14 protein-coding genes are annotated in these 14,312 nt (G+C 67.9%); 9 read left to right on the top strand and 5 right to left on the bottom strand.

Annotation, left to right across the window (positions count from 1 at the left end; genetic code table 11):
• The first annotated feature begins 42 nt into the window (after positions 1–42).
• On the top strand, positions 43–1,455 hold the full coding sequence (locus Rhe02_RS40705; protein ID WP_203913854.1) for an alpha/beta hydrolase: 1,413 nt from the start codon (positions 43–45) through the stop codon (positions 1,453–1,455).
• Here the strand turns inward: Rhe02_RS40705 and Rhe02_RS40700 are convergent.
• From Rhe02_RS40700 to Rhe02_RS40690, 3 genes are read right to left on the bottom strand one after another with little or no spacing between them, the layout of a single operon-like run.
• Entirely contained in the window at positions 1,452–2,702 is a 1,251-nt protein-coding gene (locus Rhe02_RS40700; protein ID WP_203913853.1) for an MFS transporter, read from the bottom strand. The genes Rhe02_RS40705 and Rhe02_RS40700 overlap by 4 nt on opposite strands.
• A gap of 20 nt (positions 2,703–2,722) precedes the next feature.
• The gene (locus Rhe02_RS40695; protein ID WP_203913852.1) at positions 2,723–3,496 is read right to left on the bottom strand and encodes a hypothetical protein; all 774 of its coding nucleotides are present in this window, start codon (positions 3,494–3,496) and stop codon (positions 2,723–2,725) included.
• Between the two features lie 34 nt (positions 3,497–3,530).
• On the bottom strand, positions 3,531–3,905 hold the full coding sequence (locus Rhe02_RS40690) for a VOC family protein (RefSeq protein WP_203913851.1): 375 nt from the start codon (positions 3,903–3,905) through the stop codon (positions 3,531–3,533).
• Positions 3,906–3,947: 42 nt separating this feature from the next.
• On the opposite strand from Rhe02_RS40690, the gene Rhe02_RS40685 reads away from it, so the two are divergent.
• The 5 genes from Rhe02_RS40685 (at position 3,948) to Rhe02_RS40665 (ending at position 9,113) form a co-directional block, all read left to right on the top strand.
• Entirely contained in the window at positions 3,948–4,565 is a 618-nt protein-coding gene (locus Rhe02_RS40685) for a DUF4126 domain-containing protein (protein WP_203913850.1), read from the top strand.
• An 86-nt stretch (positions 4,566–4,651) separates the two neighbouring features.
• The gene (locus Rhe02_RS40680; protein ID WP_203913849.1) at positions 4,652–4,912 is read left to right on the top strand and encodes a hypothetical protein; all 261 of its coding nucleotides are present in this window, start codon (positions 4,652–4,654) and stop codon (positions 4,910–4,912) included.
• Between the two features lie 12 nt (positions 4,913–4,924).
• Positions 4,925–5,869, top strand: a complete 945-nt coding sequence (locus Rhe02_RS40675) for a hypothetical protein (protein ID WP_203913848.1) — start codon at positions 4,925–4,927, stop codon at positions 5,867–5,869.
• Positions 5,869–8,505 carry an FtsK/SpoIIIE domain-containing protein gene (locus Rhe02_RS40670; protein ID WP_203913847.1) on the top strand — a complete coding sequence of 879 codons (2,637 nt, stop codon included), beginning with the start codon at positions 5,869–5,871 and terminating at the stop codon, positions 8,503–8,505. The genes Rhe02_RS40675 and Rhe02_RS40670 overlap by 1 nt, the downstream gene beginning before the upstream one ends.
• Entirely contained in the window at positions 8,502–9,113 is a 612-nt protein-coding gene (locus tag Rhe02_RS40665) for a hypothetical protein (protein ID WP_203913846.1), read from the top strand. The genes Rhe02_RS40670 and Rhe02_RS40665 overlap by 4 nt, the downstream gene beginning before the upstream one ends.
• Here the strand turns inward: Rhe02_RS40665 and Rhe02_RS40660 are convergent.
• The gene (locus Rhe02_RS40660) at positions 9,105–11,078 is read right to left on the bottom strand and encodes an ethylmalonyl-CoA mutase (protein ID WP_203913845.1); all 1,974 of its coding nucleotides are present in this window, start codon (positions 11,076–11,078) and stop codon (positions 9,105–9,107) included. The genes Rhe02_RS40665 and Rhe02_RS40660 overlap by 9 nt on opposite strands.
• A 127-nt stretch (positions 11,079–11,205) precedes the next feature.
• On the opposite strand from Rhe02_RS40660, the gene Rhe02_RS40655 reads away from it, so the two are divergent.
• Complete coding sequence (locus Rhe02_RS40655) at positions 11,206–11,985, top strand: ABC transporter ATP-binding protein (protein WP_203913875.1); 780 nt, start codon at positions 11,206–11,208, stop codon at positions 11,983–11,985.
• A complete protein-coding gene (locus Rhe02_RS40650) occupies positions 11,985–12,782 on the top strand; it encodes an ABC transporter permease (protein ID WP_203913844.1) in 798 nt (265 codons plus the stop codon). Before Rhe02_RS40655 ends, Rhe02_RS40650 begins: the two co-directional genes overlap by 1 nt.
• Here Rhe02_RS40650 and Rhe02_RS40645 read toward each other — a convergent pair.
• Positions 12,779–13,627: a 3-hydroxyacyl-CoA dehydrogenase family protein gene (locus Rhe02_RS40645; RefSeq protein ID WP_203913843.1), complete on the bottom strand. Its 849-nt coding sequence runs from the start codon at positions 13,625–13,627 to the stop codon at positions 12,779–12,781. The two genes, Rhe02_RS40650 and Rhe02_RS40645, sit on opposite strands and share 4 nt — an antisense overlap.
• A 106-nt stretch (positions 13,628–13,733) precedes the next feature.
• Here Rhe02_RS40645 and Rhe02_RS40640 point away from each other — a divergent pair, with 106 nt between their 5' ends.
• Positions 13,734–14,069 carry a hypothetical protein gene (locus Rhe02_RS40640; protein ID WP_203913842.1) on the top strand — a complete coding sequence of 112 codons (336 nt, stop codon included), beginning with the start codon at positions 13,734–13,736 and terminating at the stop codon, positions 14,067–14,069.
• Positions 14,070–14,312: the final 243 nt, after the last annotated feature.

Below are 14,312 nucleotides of genomic sequence, written 5' to 3'. Positions count from 1 at the left end.
CAGTACCTGTCCACCATCGGCCGGTGGGGCTAGCCTCCTAGCGTGAGATGGGTTCTGGCCGTGCTCGCCGCCGGTCTTACCGCATTGGGCGGATGGGGTCTGGTCAACGCCGACAGTGGCCTGCGGACAGAGCAGAGCACGGTCGACGGTGTCCCGCTGCGCACGGTGCGTGCGACGGCGCAGCCGGCCGGGTTACGGCCTGCCGTGGTGGTCGCGCACGGCTTTGCCGGATCGGCAAGGCTGATGGCCGGTTTCGGGGACAGCCTGGCCCGGCGCGGTTTCGTCGTCGTGCTGCTCGACTTCAATGGGCACGGCGCGAACACCAACCGCCCCGCCCAGCTGATGTCGAATTTGGACACGGCTTTGAGCCATCTGCGCTCGCTGCCCGACGTGGATCCGCAGCGCATCTCGCTGATCGGGCACTCGATGGGTGCGGGCGCGGTAACCCGTTACGCGGCAACGCATCCGGAAATCGCTGCCACGGTAGCGATTTCCCTGCCCAGCGCGTCCGAGCTTCCCGCCGATCGTCCAGCCCGGCTGCTTCTACTGGTGGGCGCCGCCGAGTTCCCAGGTTTCCTCCAGGCAGCGCATAGCGCGGCGCAAGCTTCGCCCGATCGGCGTCTGGTCGAAGTCCCAGGCGTGGAGCACATCTCGATCCTTTACGCCGCGCAGACCCACGACGAGATCCTGGCCTGGCTTGGCGCACCCGAAGGCCCTGCGCCCGCACCGGCCAATCGCGCCCTGGCCGGAGTGGCCCTGCTCGCCGCCTTCGGGCTCGCGTTTTCCCCACTGGCACAGCTGGTGCTGCGCCCCGCTTCCGAGCCGGCCGCCGCGCCGGCTCCGCATAAGCTGGGGTTGCTCTGGGCCGCAATGATTTGCGTCCTCGCGGCGGCTATTGCCGCGGCGATTCCGATGGGCTGGATGCCGATCGCGGTGACCAACTACGTCGTGGCCTTCACCGCCCTGGCCGGGTTGGCCCTGCTGCTGGTGGCGCGCGGCGACAGAGCAGCGCCGCGGGTGGTCGCTCCCCGAAGTAAGGTGCGGCTTGCCGTGGCTTTCTTAGTCCTTGCTGGGTACGCGCTGAGTGCCATCGCCATCCCGCTACACCTCGGCATCACCCACGCCGTCCCGGTCTGGCCGCGCTGGTGGCTGCTCGCCCTGACCGTGGCCGGCTTCGCCACCTTCAGCTATGGCCTGATTCGCCTGTGCGGCGGTCGTTTCTGGCGCACCGCCGCCGGTTTCGGGATAGCGGTGGTGGTGCTGACCGGTGCCGCCGTGACCGGTCTGGCACCGGGCTTCCTGCTGCTCGTGGTTCCCCTCTTCGCGGTGCTCATGGCGTGGCAGGCCGGCTGGACAGCCACCCTCACCCGCCTGGCCGCACCGGCCTGGCTGACCGCGGTGGTCGGGGCGATCCTGCCCGCGCTTCCGGCCGCGGTCACGCTGCCCCTGATCTAAGCGGCCAAACCCTCGACCGCGGCATCCGCCGGGGCTCGCAGCGCGCGGGCCTTGGCCACGAACGGAATCGCCAGCGCGGAAAGACCTCCCGACACGAGGTACGAGGCCGGGTAGCCCCAAACGTCGGCTATCCGGCCCAGCGCGGGTTGTGCGAACACGCCACCGGTCGAGGACATCAGGGAATCGAAGGACAGGATGGTGGCCCGCTGCTGCGACGGGATCAGCCCGTTGAGGTAGGACTGCCGGATAGGCGTGGCCGCCGACAGAATCAGCCCCGACAACACGACCAGCGCGAGAACAACCCAGAAGTATTGCAGCAGTCCCATCAGGACGATGGCTGCCGCACCCGCCACCTCGGCGGTCAACAGCGCGGAGGTGCGCAGCCGGAACATCTTGCGCACGCGCGCCGCGAACAGGCCTCCCACGATGTTCGAGCCCGCCAGCACGGCCGCGGCCAGGCCTGCGATGCCGTAAGCCTGCGGATTCCCATAGAGGTCAAGCAGATAGGGCTGCAGCGCGTAGAACACGTATATCCCCACGCCGCCGGTGAACGCCCCGGCCACCATCAGGTATTTGACGGTCGGGATTCGCCACCCGTACTCGATCGACTCGGAGGCGATCCGCTTCACCTCGCTCACCACCCGCCCGTCGCGCTTCGGGGTGAACCCGATGTCGCGCATGAGAAGGAAGGCCACCCCGAACATGACCAGGAGGATGGCGGCCCGCAGCAGGAAGGGGACGCCGAGGTTGGTGGCCTGCGCCAGAAATCCCCCGGCGACCGATCCGGCCAGCATGGCGATCCCGGTCATCACCTGACCACGGCCGAAGACCGCCTCCAGCGAGCCGTCGTAACCGGTCTCCTGCAACGCATCCACCAGCCACGCCTCGGTGGCGCCGGAGAAGAAGGTGAAGCCCAGGCCCAGCAACACCGAAACCACGGCCCATTGCCAGAACGGCGCCTCGAGCTGCCACAGCCACACGTAGAGCAAGGTCGACACGGCGAGGGTAACCGTCCCCAACAGGAACGAGGCGCGTCTCCCCCACATGTCCGCGACGATCCCGGTGGGTACCTCGAACAGCACCATCCCGGCCGTGAAGAACGCGTTCGCGGCGAAGGCCTCCAGGTTGGACAGCCCGGCATCCAGCAGGAAGATCGTATTGATGCCCCAGATCAGCGAGGCGGCCAGCGTGTTGCCCAGCAGGAGCGCGTAATAGGTGCGTTTGATCGTCGTCGGTGTGTCAATCATCCAGGAACCCCCGGAAGCGATCATCCCACCAACGGAACTTCGATCTCGCCCCGCAGGGTCAGCATCTCGTCCTTCGCCTGCGCCAGCGGGACTCCGATCCAGACCAGCACGCCCATGCTCTGCTCGCCGACCCAGGCGCAGACCGCTTTGGGCACATCGGCGAACTTGGAGGAGCCGCAGCTGGCCAGGCCACCGAGGGTGCCGGAGTAGACGGGCTGGAGGTCGGTCAGGTTGGGGTCTTCGGTTTGCAGATGGTTGAGCAGCAGGTCGATCTGCGTGTCCGGGTAGACCAGCAGGGAGGAGGTGACCGCGGTCATCACCACGAAATTGTGGGTGCTCGGCTCGCCATAGGCGCCCGAGACCAGCTTGCCGTCGGTGAAGGTCTTCAGGTAGCTGTCCGGCTCGGGCTTCTCCTCGGAGCTGCGCGCCCTTCCTCCCAGCGTCTCGGGGTCGCGCAGATCGACCAGGAGAGCACGGGGAACCGTGGGCACCGTGCTCTGCATGGGCGGGGTCTGGCTGGGCTGGGTCGGTCTGGGCACCGGTGACATGGTGCCGAGGGTGGCGATCGGCACCGGCCTGTTCGCGTTGGGCGCGGGCGGATCCAGGAAGGTGGTCACCGTCCAGGCCAGGAGCCCGGTGGCCACGATGCCTCCGGCCAGCGCGAGCCACGCCTTCCATCTCGAGGCGATGGGTACCGGCGCATCATAGACATCATAGTCGTCGTCATCGACTATCTCAGGCTGCTCGCCCTCTGCCTTGACGAGAGCGATCTCGCGGGCGGACGGCTTGAACATGGCGATACTTTAACCAGACTCTCACCAGCCCAGCTCACTCCCACCGCTGGGAGTTCTCCTCGGTGAGGTCCTTGTCGGCGATGACACAGAACGGCATCCCCGCCGGGTCCTCCATCAGGCACCAGAAGTTGACTTCGCGAAGCCTTTTCGCGCCAAGCTTTTCCAGCCGCGCGACCTCGGCTTCGACATCGGTGGTGTGAATGTCCAGATGCACCCGGCTCGGCCCCTCACCGAGGCGCTGCACGAGGAAGCCCATCTGCTGCTTTTCCAGCGGCACGCCGTGGTACTCGGGAAAACGCTCGAATTGTTGCATGCTCTGGCCCAGCGCGCCCTGCCAGAACGCTAGCTCCTGGTCATGATCTTCAGGCGCCACGTCGACCACTATTTTGTCCAGTCTGCTGTAATGCATTGACGTGACTTTAGTGCATACATCTGTGCGATGCTGGGTCATGTGTTAGAGGCGCTAACTGGCACCGGCCTGGCCACCGCGGCGGGCCTCAACGCCTACATACCCCTGCTCATCATCGGCCTACTGTCGCGATACACAGATCTGATCACCCTTCCCGGCACCTGGGCCTGGCTGGACAACGGCTGGGTTCTTTCGATCCTGTTCGTCCTGCTCGCCATCGAGTTCGTGGCCGACAAAATCCCGGCCGTGGACACGGTCAACGACGTGGTCCAGACCTTCATCAGACCCACCGCCGGCGGCATGGCCTTCGCGGCGGGATCAGGGTCGGAAACCATAACCGTGGAAAATCCGGCCGATCTGTTCACCCAGAAGCTTTGGATCCCCATAGCGATAGGCGTCATCATCTCCCTGACCGTGCACGGGGCCAAAGCCACGGCCCGCCCGGTGATGAACGTGGCCACCGTCGGGGTAGCCGCTCCGGTCGTCTCCACCGCCGAGGACGCCACCAGCACGGGCCTGTCGCTAATAGCGATCATCGTGCCGATCCTCATCATCGTCTGTTTGATCGTGATGATCTGGCTCTTCTTCCGCTGGCGCAAACGCCGCCGCCAACGCCGCCTCGACCGCACCAACACCATCGCCCTACCCCCCTTGCGGTGAGTATTACGGCGTGGCGACGGTTGGGGAAACGGACATAACGGCATACTCGCTGGGGTTGTAGTTCAGCTTGCCCCTATGGAGGTGCCGTGGCCAGCGTCGCCGAGGTGAAGGCGGCCATAGATGCCGCGATGCTCCACGTGCAGGAGGGTCAGATCGCCGTCCGCTCGGCCAACGATCAGCTGGGCGAGGCCCAGCTGAGCCTGGCGACGGCGGTCGAGGGATCTGGGCACGAATCGGTTCAGGCGGCTCAGGCCGCACTCGCGCAAGCCGCCTCGGAACTGCAGGAGTGCCTGACCGCGACCCTGCACGCGGTCGAGCAGGCCGAGACCTACGTCGCGACGCTGTGAGGGCTGAGAGCCATGAGTCTTGTTGAGGATCTCGCCGATCGGCTGCGCGCCACCCGCGATCAGCTGCCCGTGGCCGAGATAGCCGGTGCGGCCGAGCGGATGCGAGCCGCGAGCGGCCTGCTGGCCTGGGTGCTGCACGAGTCGTCCACCCCGGTGGCGCTGCCCGGGCTGGGGGTGGCGGCCAACCATCTCGACCACGCGGCGGCGGCGCTGCGCGTCGCGCAGGACTGCATGGACGACTACTGCCTGGCGCTCGGCGTGCAGATGGAGTCGTACCCGGACAGCCGGATGCCGGCCGTGCCAAGCCAGGTGCAGCGCACCGAAAGCATCGACAGCCAGCTCACCGATTGGTGGAGCGCCCGGATCTGCCAGCTTTCCGGCTTCGACGAGGTCGAGCGCAAAGGCGGAGCCGGCTCGAGCGGGGAGTTGCTGCGCCGCTGCGTGACTGCGGCGCTCGAAGCCGATACCCGGCGCCTGCATCGGGAGCTGGTCACCGCCGGCCCGGCGGTCGGGCTCGGCCTGGCCGCGGTGGCCCCGCCGCTGCTGCGCCATCTGGCCAACGACCTCGCGGGCCACCCGCCGCGGCTGGAGGATCTGGCCCGGGTCAGGCGGGCAGCCCTGCCCTTGCTGAGCGAGCTGTTGCCGAACCTGCGCCCGGATCCGGCCGAGGAAATCATCGCGCGGGTCTGTCACGCCCAGCCGCAGCGGCACGGCAACCAGCCAAGCCACCCGGCCGACATCGCGGCCGCCTGTACTCTGCTCGTCGCAGGCCTGATGCGCGCCACCGGCCGCACCGCGGAAGACCTGTCCGCGCTCGTCGAGCAGGAGCGGGCCGCGGCCGGCGAGGCCACCCAGCGCGCCGCGGACCGGGCACGGTCGCATCGGGCCGCGCTTCGCATCACCGACACCGCACGCCGCCGTTCGGCAGTGGACGAATTGCGCCCAGCGACGCCCTGATGAAGTCTTCGCCGGAACACCCTCCCGCGCGCGGGCTGGTCAGCGCGGTTCGCCGCGAGCTCGCGGAGGCAAGGCAAGCGGCGCGCGCCGGTCTGGCGGCCGCGCTCGCGGCACGGCAGGCGGCCGCGACCCAGCTGGAATCGGTACGGCGGTCCAGCCCGGCCCGCCGGACCGCCCTGGTGGTCACCCGTGACGAGGCCTGCCAGGAGGCGCAGGCCCGCTGGCAGCGGGAGACCCGCGCCCTGCTGACAGCGCTCGGCGAGCTGGCCGAGGCGGCAGCGCCCGGCCCGGCCGGCACCGACTTCTCCACCTGGACCGCGCAAACCGGGCCGGGCACAGAGGTCGCCGGTCTGCTCCGGCTGGGCACGGTCGACACCGATGAGCCTTTCCCCGCTCTGGTACCACTATTGGATGCGGCCCATCTTCACCTGAGCGGCCCGGAGTCCACTGTGGACAGTGTGGTGGGCGGGCTGCTCCTGCGCGCCCTGGCCGGGACCGCGCCTGGGGCGTTGCGCGTCAGCATCTACGACCCGGGACAGCTCGGCGGGGCCGTGGCCGGGCTGGCCCCGCTCGCCCCGGCGGGGCTCGTCTCGTACCTGGGCCCGGGTGGCCTGACCCCCCTGCTCGACGAGCTGGTGGAACACATCCGCCGCATCAACGAAAACGTTCTCGCCGGCGCCTATCGCGACCTGGCCGAGCTGGCGCTGCGGACAGGCCGCAGGCCTGAGCCGTGGCGTCTGGCCGTCCTGCTCGCCGACAGCGCGAGCGAACTCACCAGCGCCCAGCGGGCGCAGCTGGATCGCGTGGTGCGCACCGGGATCTCGGCCGGGGTCCACGTGGTCAGCCGCGGCATCGACCTGCCCCCGGACGCGCTCGTGGAGCGGATAGAAATCGGCGCGAGGGGCATCGCGAAGACCAGCCTCACCGGCGAGCTGACCGTCAAACTCGATCCCAGCCCGAGCTCGACGCTGATCACCGAGGTCTGCAAGTCGCTGGCCGAACAGGTCATCGCCGGCCCGCCACCGGTGCCGTTCGCCGCGCTCCTGCCCGACCAGCTGTGGTCGGAATCGTCGGCCGAGTCGCTGCGCGCCCCGGTGGGCGAGGGCACCGATGGCCGTCTGGTGGAGCTGGTACTGGGCGACGACCCGCCACACGCGCTGATCGGCGGGCCCTCAGGTTCGGGCAAGACCAACCTCTTGTACGCGTGGCTGGCCGCGCTTGCCACCCGCTATCCCCCGGCCGAGCTGGAGCTGCACCTGCTCGACTTCAAGGAGGGGGTGTCGTTCGCGCGGTTCGCCCCGAGCAACCGCGATCCGAGCTGGCTCCCGCAGGTCAAACTGGTCGGCATCAACGTGAACACCGATCGCGAATTCGGGCTGGCGCTGCTGCGGCACCTGAGCGAGGAGCTCAAACGACGGGCGGGCGCGGCGAAAAAACTTGGCGCCACCAAGCTTTCCGAGCTTCGCGAGGAGGATCCGGCCGGACACTGGCCACGGATCGTTGCGGTGATTGACGAATTCCAGGTGCTGCTCGCGGCGCGGGACGCGGTGACCAGCGAGGCCGTTTCGCTGCTGGAAGACCTGGCCCGCCGCGGCCGTTCCCAGGGCATTCATCTGGTGCTGGCCAGCCAGGACGTGGCCGGGATCGAGGCGCTGTGGGGGCGCTCCGGGCTGGTGGCCCAGTTCACGCTGCGGATCGCGCTGCCCAAGGCGCGGCGGGTACTGGCCGAGACCAACCTGGCGGCAGAGCTGATTCCGCGCTGCCATGCCGTGGTGAACGCGGATTCCGGCGTAGTCTCGGCCAACACCGTGGTCCGGCTGCCCGATGCCGGTGACCGTCCAACCTGGACGGCGTTGCAGGATCAGCTGTGGCAGGCGCGGCCCGCCGACAGCGAGCCACCCCGGCTCTTCGACGGCGATGTGCCTCCCCTGTTTCCTTTGCTGCCACCGCCTCCCGCGGCCGAGGTGCTGGCCCGCACGGGCGCGGTGGCCCTGCTCGGCGAGACCATCGATGTCGCGGGACGCCCGGCCACGCTGCGCCTCAACCGGGCCCCTGGCCGCAACCTCGCGGTGCTCGGCAGCCGGGCCGAGGATGCTTGCGCGATCCTGGTTTCGGCCGGCCTTACCCTGGCCCGTCAGCATGCGCCCGGCAGCGCGCGGTTCAGCGTGCTGTGCCTCGACGACGACGCGACCTCGGCCGCCAAGTCCCTGCTGACCTCCGTTCCGGGGGCCAGCTGGCACGACAGTGGAAATGTGCTTGCCCTGCTTGAGGATTGGGCGTGTGACAAGCCGCATTACATCTTCGGCTTCGCCATCGACGCGGCCGCGTCTGTCCTGAGTGGACGGGGACACGAGCTGCTGCGGGTCATGCTCGCGAAGGGGCCGGAACGGCGTACCCACCTGATGGGTTGGTGGAGAACGGTTTCGCGGCTGCGCGACGATCTGGGCGGCATCGGCGCCCGCTTCGATGCGATCGGGGCCTGGGTCGCCCTGGACGTGCACGGCAACGAGCTTTCGGCGCTCTACCCGAAACCGGGCGGCCCCACCTGGCACCCGCGAGCACAGCGCGCCCTGCATTTCGACAAGGCCGTGCACAGCCACGCCGAGATCATCATGCCCTACGAGGTGGTGCCGTGACCTCTCCGGCGACGCGCTATCGGGAGCTGGTAGCCGATTTGGTGGCCGCGTCGCGGCGGCACGTGGCGGCGAACGCAACCGCGCAGGAGTCCTATGCCGACGCCTCCGCCGCGGTCGAGCACGACCTCGCCGCCGCCGAAGACGCGGTGGCGGTCGCCTCCGGTGAGGTGACTCTCGCCCAGCGCACGGTGGCACAGACCGACCTTGCCGCGGCCGGGGTCTGGGAGGACCTCAAGCGGGTCCGCGGCCGCCGGGGAAGGCGGTTGGGCCCTGTCCCCACGCCCGCACCGACCACCGCCGAGGACCCGCTCGCCCTGCTGGGCAGCGCCTCGGCCCGCGTGGAGCGGGCGCGAAGAGGCGGCGAACCCTTGCCGCCCTTCGTGTTACCGGCGCTGTTCGGCACAGGTGCGGCCGCCGCTTGCGTTATCGCTTTTCTGGGTACCTTCATCGGCTGGCCCCTGCTGCTGATCGCCCCGCTGGCCGGGCTGCCGGTGGCGCGCCGCTGGGTTGACCACCGCTACGCCGCCCGGCTCGACCCGGGCGCCATCGGCCTGCTCGTGATCGGCGGAATGCTTGCCACCGCGGCGATCTGGGTCGCCCTAGGTTAGTGAGTTCACTTCACGCACCACCGACACCAACTGGTCCATGATGTCGGTGAGGCCGAAGTCCTTGGGGGTGAACACTCTCGCCACCCCGCTTTCCCGAAGCACGACCGCGTCTTCCTCCGGGATGATGCCGCCGACCACCACCGGCACGCCGGCCAGCCCTGCCTCGCGAAGCCCGTCCAGCACCGCGGGCACAGCCAGCAGATGCGCTCCGGAAAGCACCGAGAGCCCCACCAGATCCACGTCCTCCTGCACCGCGGCGGCCACGATCTGGGCCGGCGTCAACCGGATCCCCTGATAGATCACCTCGAAGCCCGCGTCGCGGGCCCGGACGGCGATCTGCTCGGCCCCATTGGAATGCCCGTCCAAACCCGGCTTGCCCACGAGCAATCGCAGCTTCGCGCGGCCCAACTCGTGCGCGGTTTCCTTGACCCGCTCGCGAACCTTGGCCAGTGCGGCATCGCCCCCGGGCGACACCCCCGCGGAAAGCCCGGTGGGGGCCCGATATTCGCCAAACACCTCGCGCAGCGTGCCCGCCCATTCCCCGGTCGTCACCCCGGCCCGCACGCAGGCAAGGGTGGCCGCCATCAGATTGGTTTCGCCTTCGGCCTCCTCGCGAAGGCGCGCAAGCGTTTCGGACACCCGCTGCGGGTCACGTCGTGAGCGCCACTCGCGCACCGCTTCGGCCGCATGCTTTTCCACGGCCGGGTTGATCATCTCGATGGCCCCGGCACCGGTCAGCGGAGACGCTTCTGTCTCGATGAAGCGGTTGACCCCGACCACCACGTCCTCGCCCGACTCCAGCCGCTGCCTGCGCGCCGCCAGCGAGCCGACCAGGGCGCTCTTCAGGTAACCGGACTCGACCGCCGCCACCGCGCCGCCCATCTCCAGCACCCTGTCCAGCTCCGCCCGCGCGCCCTCCACAATGGAGCCCACGAGCGCCTCCACCACATGGGATCCCTCGAACAGGTCCGGGTACTCCAAAAGGTCGCTCTCATAGGCAAGAACCTGCTGGAGCCGAAGCGACCACTGCTGGTCCCAGGGGCGGGGCAGGCCGAGCGCCTCGTTCCAGGCGGGCAGCTGCACCGCGCGGGCCCGAGCGTCACGCGAAAGGGTGACGCCCAGCATCTCCAGCACGATGCGCTGCACGTTGTTCTCCGGCTGCGCCTCGGTCAGCCCCAGCGAGTTCACCTGCACGCCATAGCGCAGCCTGCGCTGCTTGTCGTTGGTGACGCCGTAACGCTGCCGGGTTATCTCGTCCCAGAGCCGGCCGAAGGCACGCATCTTCGCCATTTCCTCGACGAAGCGCACCCCGGAGTTGACGAAGAAGGACACCCGTTGCACCACCTCGCCCATCCGCTCCGGTGGCAGCGGCACCCGGTCGAGCACCGCGATAGCGGTGGCCAGCGCGAAACCCACCTCCTGCACCGGCGTCGCCCCCGCCTCCTGGAGGTGGTACGAGCAGATGTTGATCGGGTTCCACTGTGGACAGTTCTGCACCGTCCACGCGATCACGTCCGTGGTCAGCCGCAGCGATGGGCCGGGCGGGAAGATGTAGGTGCCGCGGGAGAGGTACTCCTTGAGAATGTCGTTCTGCGTCGTTCCGGTCAGCTTGTCCAAAGCCGCGCCCTGCTCCTGCGCCACGGTCGCGTAGAGCGCCAGCAGCCACATGGCGGTCGCGTTGATCGTCATGCTGGTGTTGGCCGCGCCGAGGTCGATGCCGTCGAAAAGCGCCCGCATGTCCCCGACGTGCGAAACCGGGACCCCGACCCGCCCCACCTCGCCCGTGGCCAGCTCGTGGTCGGGGTCGTAGCCGGTCTGTGTCGGCAGGTCGAAAGCCACCGACAGCCCGGTCTGCCCCTTGGCCAGGTTCCGGCGGAACAGCGCGTTTGTCGCCGCCGCGCTGGAATGACCGGCGTATGTGCGCATGACCCACGGGCGGTCCCGCTCGTTCAGACGAGGCTGCATACCCTGAGGATAAGTTAACGATCGGTAACTTCAGCCGGTGAAACTTCTCACTGCCTGTCTCCGTATACTCGCCCAGGTGACCGAATCGGCGATCAGCGTCACCGGATTGCGCAAGAGCTACGGCGGAATGAAGGCTGTGGACAGGCTGGATTTGACTGTCCAGCGTGGTGAAGTCTTCGCGCTTCTTGGCCCCAACGGCGCGGGCAAGACGACCACGGTGGAGATTCTTGAGGGTTTCCGCAAGCGTGACGAAGGCAAGGTACAGGTGCTCGGTGTCGACCCCGAGCGGGGCGATGCCGAATGGCGGCAGCGCATCGGGATCGTGCTGCAGGGCACCGGCGAGTTCGACGAGCTCACCGTGGCGGAGGTGGTCACCCATTTCGCGCGCTTCTACCGCAACGCGGCTGACCCGACCGAGGTCGTGGAACGCGTCGGCCTGACCGAGAAGGCCGGCTCGCGCACCCATACCCTCTCCGGTGGCCAGAAGCGACGCCTCGATGTGGCCCTGGGCATCGTCAACAAGCCGGAACTGTTGTTTTTGGACGAACCGACCACCGGCTTCGACCCGGCCGCGCGCCGTGAGTTCTGGGAAGTGATCCGCCAGCTGGCGAGCGCGGGCACGACGATCCTGCTGACGACGCACTACCTCGAAGAGGCCGAGGAGCTGGCCGACCGGGTGGGCGTCATCAACCATGGCAAGCTGCTCGAGGTCTCCACACCGGCCCTGCTCGGTGGCAGAAACACCGCCACCGCAACGGTTTCCTGGCGCGACGGGAGCGAGGAGACCGATCGCCCGACCGAGGTCGTGCAGCGGCTCGCGGCCGAGTTCCACGGCGAGGTCCCCGACCTCACGGTGACCCGGCCGACGCTCGAGGACGTCTACCTCAAGATGATTGGAGACGCGTGATGGACCTCGCCCTCGCCCAAGGCGGCATAGAGCTCAAGCAGTTCTTCAGGACCCGGGAATCGCTCGTCTTCACGCTGCTCTTCCCGATCATGCTGATGGTGATCTTCGGCTCGATCTTCCAGGACATCGTCCTGAACCCCGGGCAGACCCCCGAAGTGACCCTCTCCCAATACTTCGTGACCGGCATGATCGCCTCGGGTTTGCTGGCGACCGCATTTCAGAACCTCGCCATCACCATCCCGATCGAGCGCGACCGCGGTGTCCTGAAGCGTTACATGGGCACGCCCATGCCGAAGTGGGTCTACTTCGCCGGCAAGGTGGTTTCGGTGGCCGCGCTGGCGGTGCTCGCCACGGTTCTGCTGCTGATCGTGGCCACCACGTTCTACGGCATCAGCCTGCCCAGCACCGGCCAGAAGTGGTGGACCTTCGTCTGGGTCACCATTCTGAGCCTGATTTCGTTCACCCTGCTCGGAATCGCCTTCTCCACCGTCGCCCGCACCGGGCGTTCCGCGCCGGCCGTGGTCACCCCGGTCGCGCTGGTGCTCCAGTTCATTTCCGGAGTCTTCTTCGAATACAGCAAGCTGCCCACCTGGATGCAGCAGCTGGCCGCGATCTTCCCGCTGAAGTGGACCACCCAGGGCCTGCGCTCGGTCTTCCTCCCGGATTCCTTTGCGGCCAACGAGGTCGCGGCCTCCTGGGAGCTGGGCAAGACAGCACTCGTCCTAAGCGCATGGTGCGTCATCGGACTCGTGCTGTGCCTGGTCTTCTTCCGCTGGACAACCAAGAGAGATGGCTAGTACTCGTAGAAACCCTTGCCCGACTTGCGTCCGAGCTCTCCGGCGGTCACCATCCGCTGGAGCAGCTCGGGCGGGAAGAACTTCGGATCGCCGGTGTCGGTGTAGATGTTCTTAGCCGCGTGCATCAGGATGTCGACCCCGGTCAGATCCGTGGTCGCCAGCGGGCCCATCTTGTGGCCGAAGCCCAGCTTGCAGGCCACGTCGAGGTCTTCCGGGCTCACCACACCCGACTCGACCAGCTTGACCGCCTCCACCACCAGCGCCGCGATCAGCCGCGTGGTGACGAAACCGGCGATGTCGCGGTTCACCACGATGCACGTCTTGCCGATCTCTTCGGCGAATTCCTTTGCGGCCGCTAGGGTTTCGTCGCTCGTGCGGTGACCTCTGACCAGTTCACAGAGCTTCATCATGGGCACCGGCGAAAAGAAATGCGTGCCCACCACCTGCTCCGGCCGCTGGGTGACCGACGCGATCTGGGTGATCGGGATGGCGCTCGTGTTCGTCCCGAGCACGGCTTCGGGCTTGCAGATCCGGTCAAGCGCGCGGAAGACCTCCTGCTTGATCTCCAGCTTCTCGTAGACCGCCTCGATCACGATGTCGGCCTCGGCGGCCGCCTCAAGCTCGGTGGTCGCCGTGATCCGGCCGACCGCCGCCTCCGCATCTTCGGCGCTGATCGCCCCTTTCGACGCGAACTTCTCCAGCGAGCTGCGGATCCCGTCCAAACCCCGCTTCGTCGCCGCCTCATCAAGATCGCGCAGTGTGACCTGCCAACCGGCCTGGGCCGCCACCTGTGCTATCCCCGCGCCCATCAGTCCGGCACCGACAACCGAAAGCTTCTTCGCCATGCCCCCAACCTTAACGACCCCTAACCCAGCGCTCAGCGTCGGTATCTTGGTCAGGCAGAAGAGTGAAACCATTCGCGAAGACCTGTCGGAATGTCAAGATGTGCCCATGGCACTCGGTCCGTTGATCGCGTTGGTCATGATGGCGATGCTGGCCGCAATCCTGCATCGGAGCCTTCGCGGTGGTGCAGCACCACCACCAGCGCCCGTAAGGGCGCTCAAACCCACTCGCGTAGAACCAACCCGCCTGGCCGACTGCATCGCAGACGACTACGGCCTGCTGGCCACCGCGGCAGTTTCCCGCACCCACGCCGACGCGCTCCTCATCAAGGAGCACTTACGCAGCGCCGGAATCCGCGCCACCCTGGCCAACGCGCCCGACGGCCAGATCCGCATCCTCGTCTTCGGCGACGAGGTAGTAGCAGCCCGCCGCCTAGTCGGCTAACACACCACACCGGCGCGCCGCACGGCACTTTCACCACACCGCCCTGCCTCGCCACCATGCCGCCTCGCTGCAGCACCTTTCGCCACACCGTGCCACCGCGCAGCCTCGCCGCAGCACCTTTCGCCACACGGTTTCTGCCGCGCTGCCGCGCCCTGCGCACCGCTCTGCCGAGCCGTTCAGGAATCGCATTCTTGGCGACTTATGGTCGCTATAACAGCCATAAGTCGCCAAGAATGACTTTCG

Origin of the sequence: Rhizocola hellebori (assembly GCF_016862955.1) — a bacterium.
GTDB classification, from domain to species: domain Bacteria; phylum Actinomycetota; class Actinomycetes; order Mycobacteriales; family Micromonosporaceae; genus Rhizocola; species Rhizocola hellebori.
The sequence above is the reverse complement of the archived record's forward strand: the minus strand, read 5'-3'. Positions and strand labels throughout refer to the sequence as shown.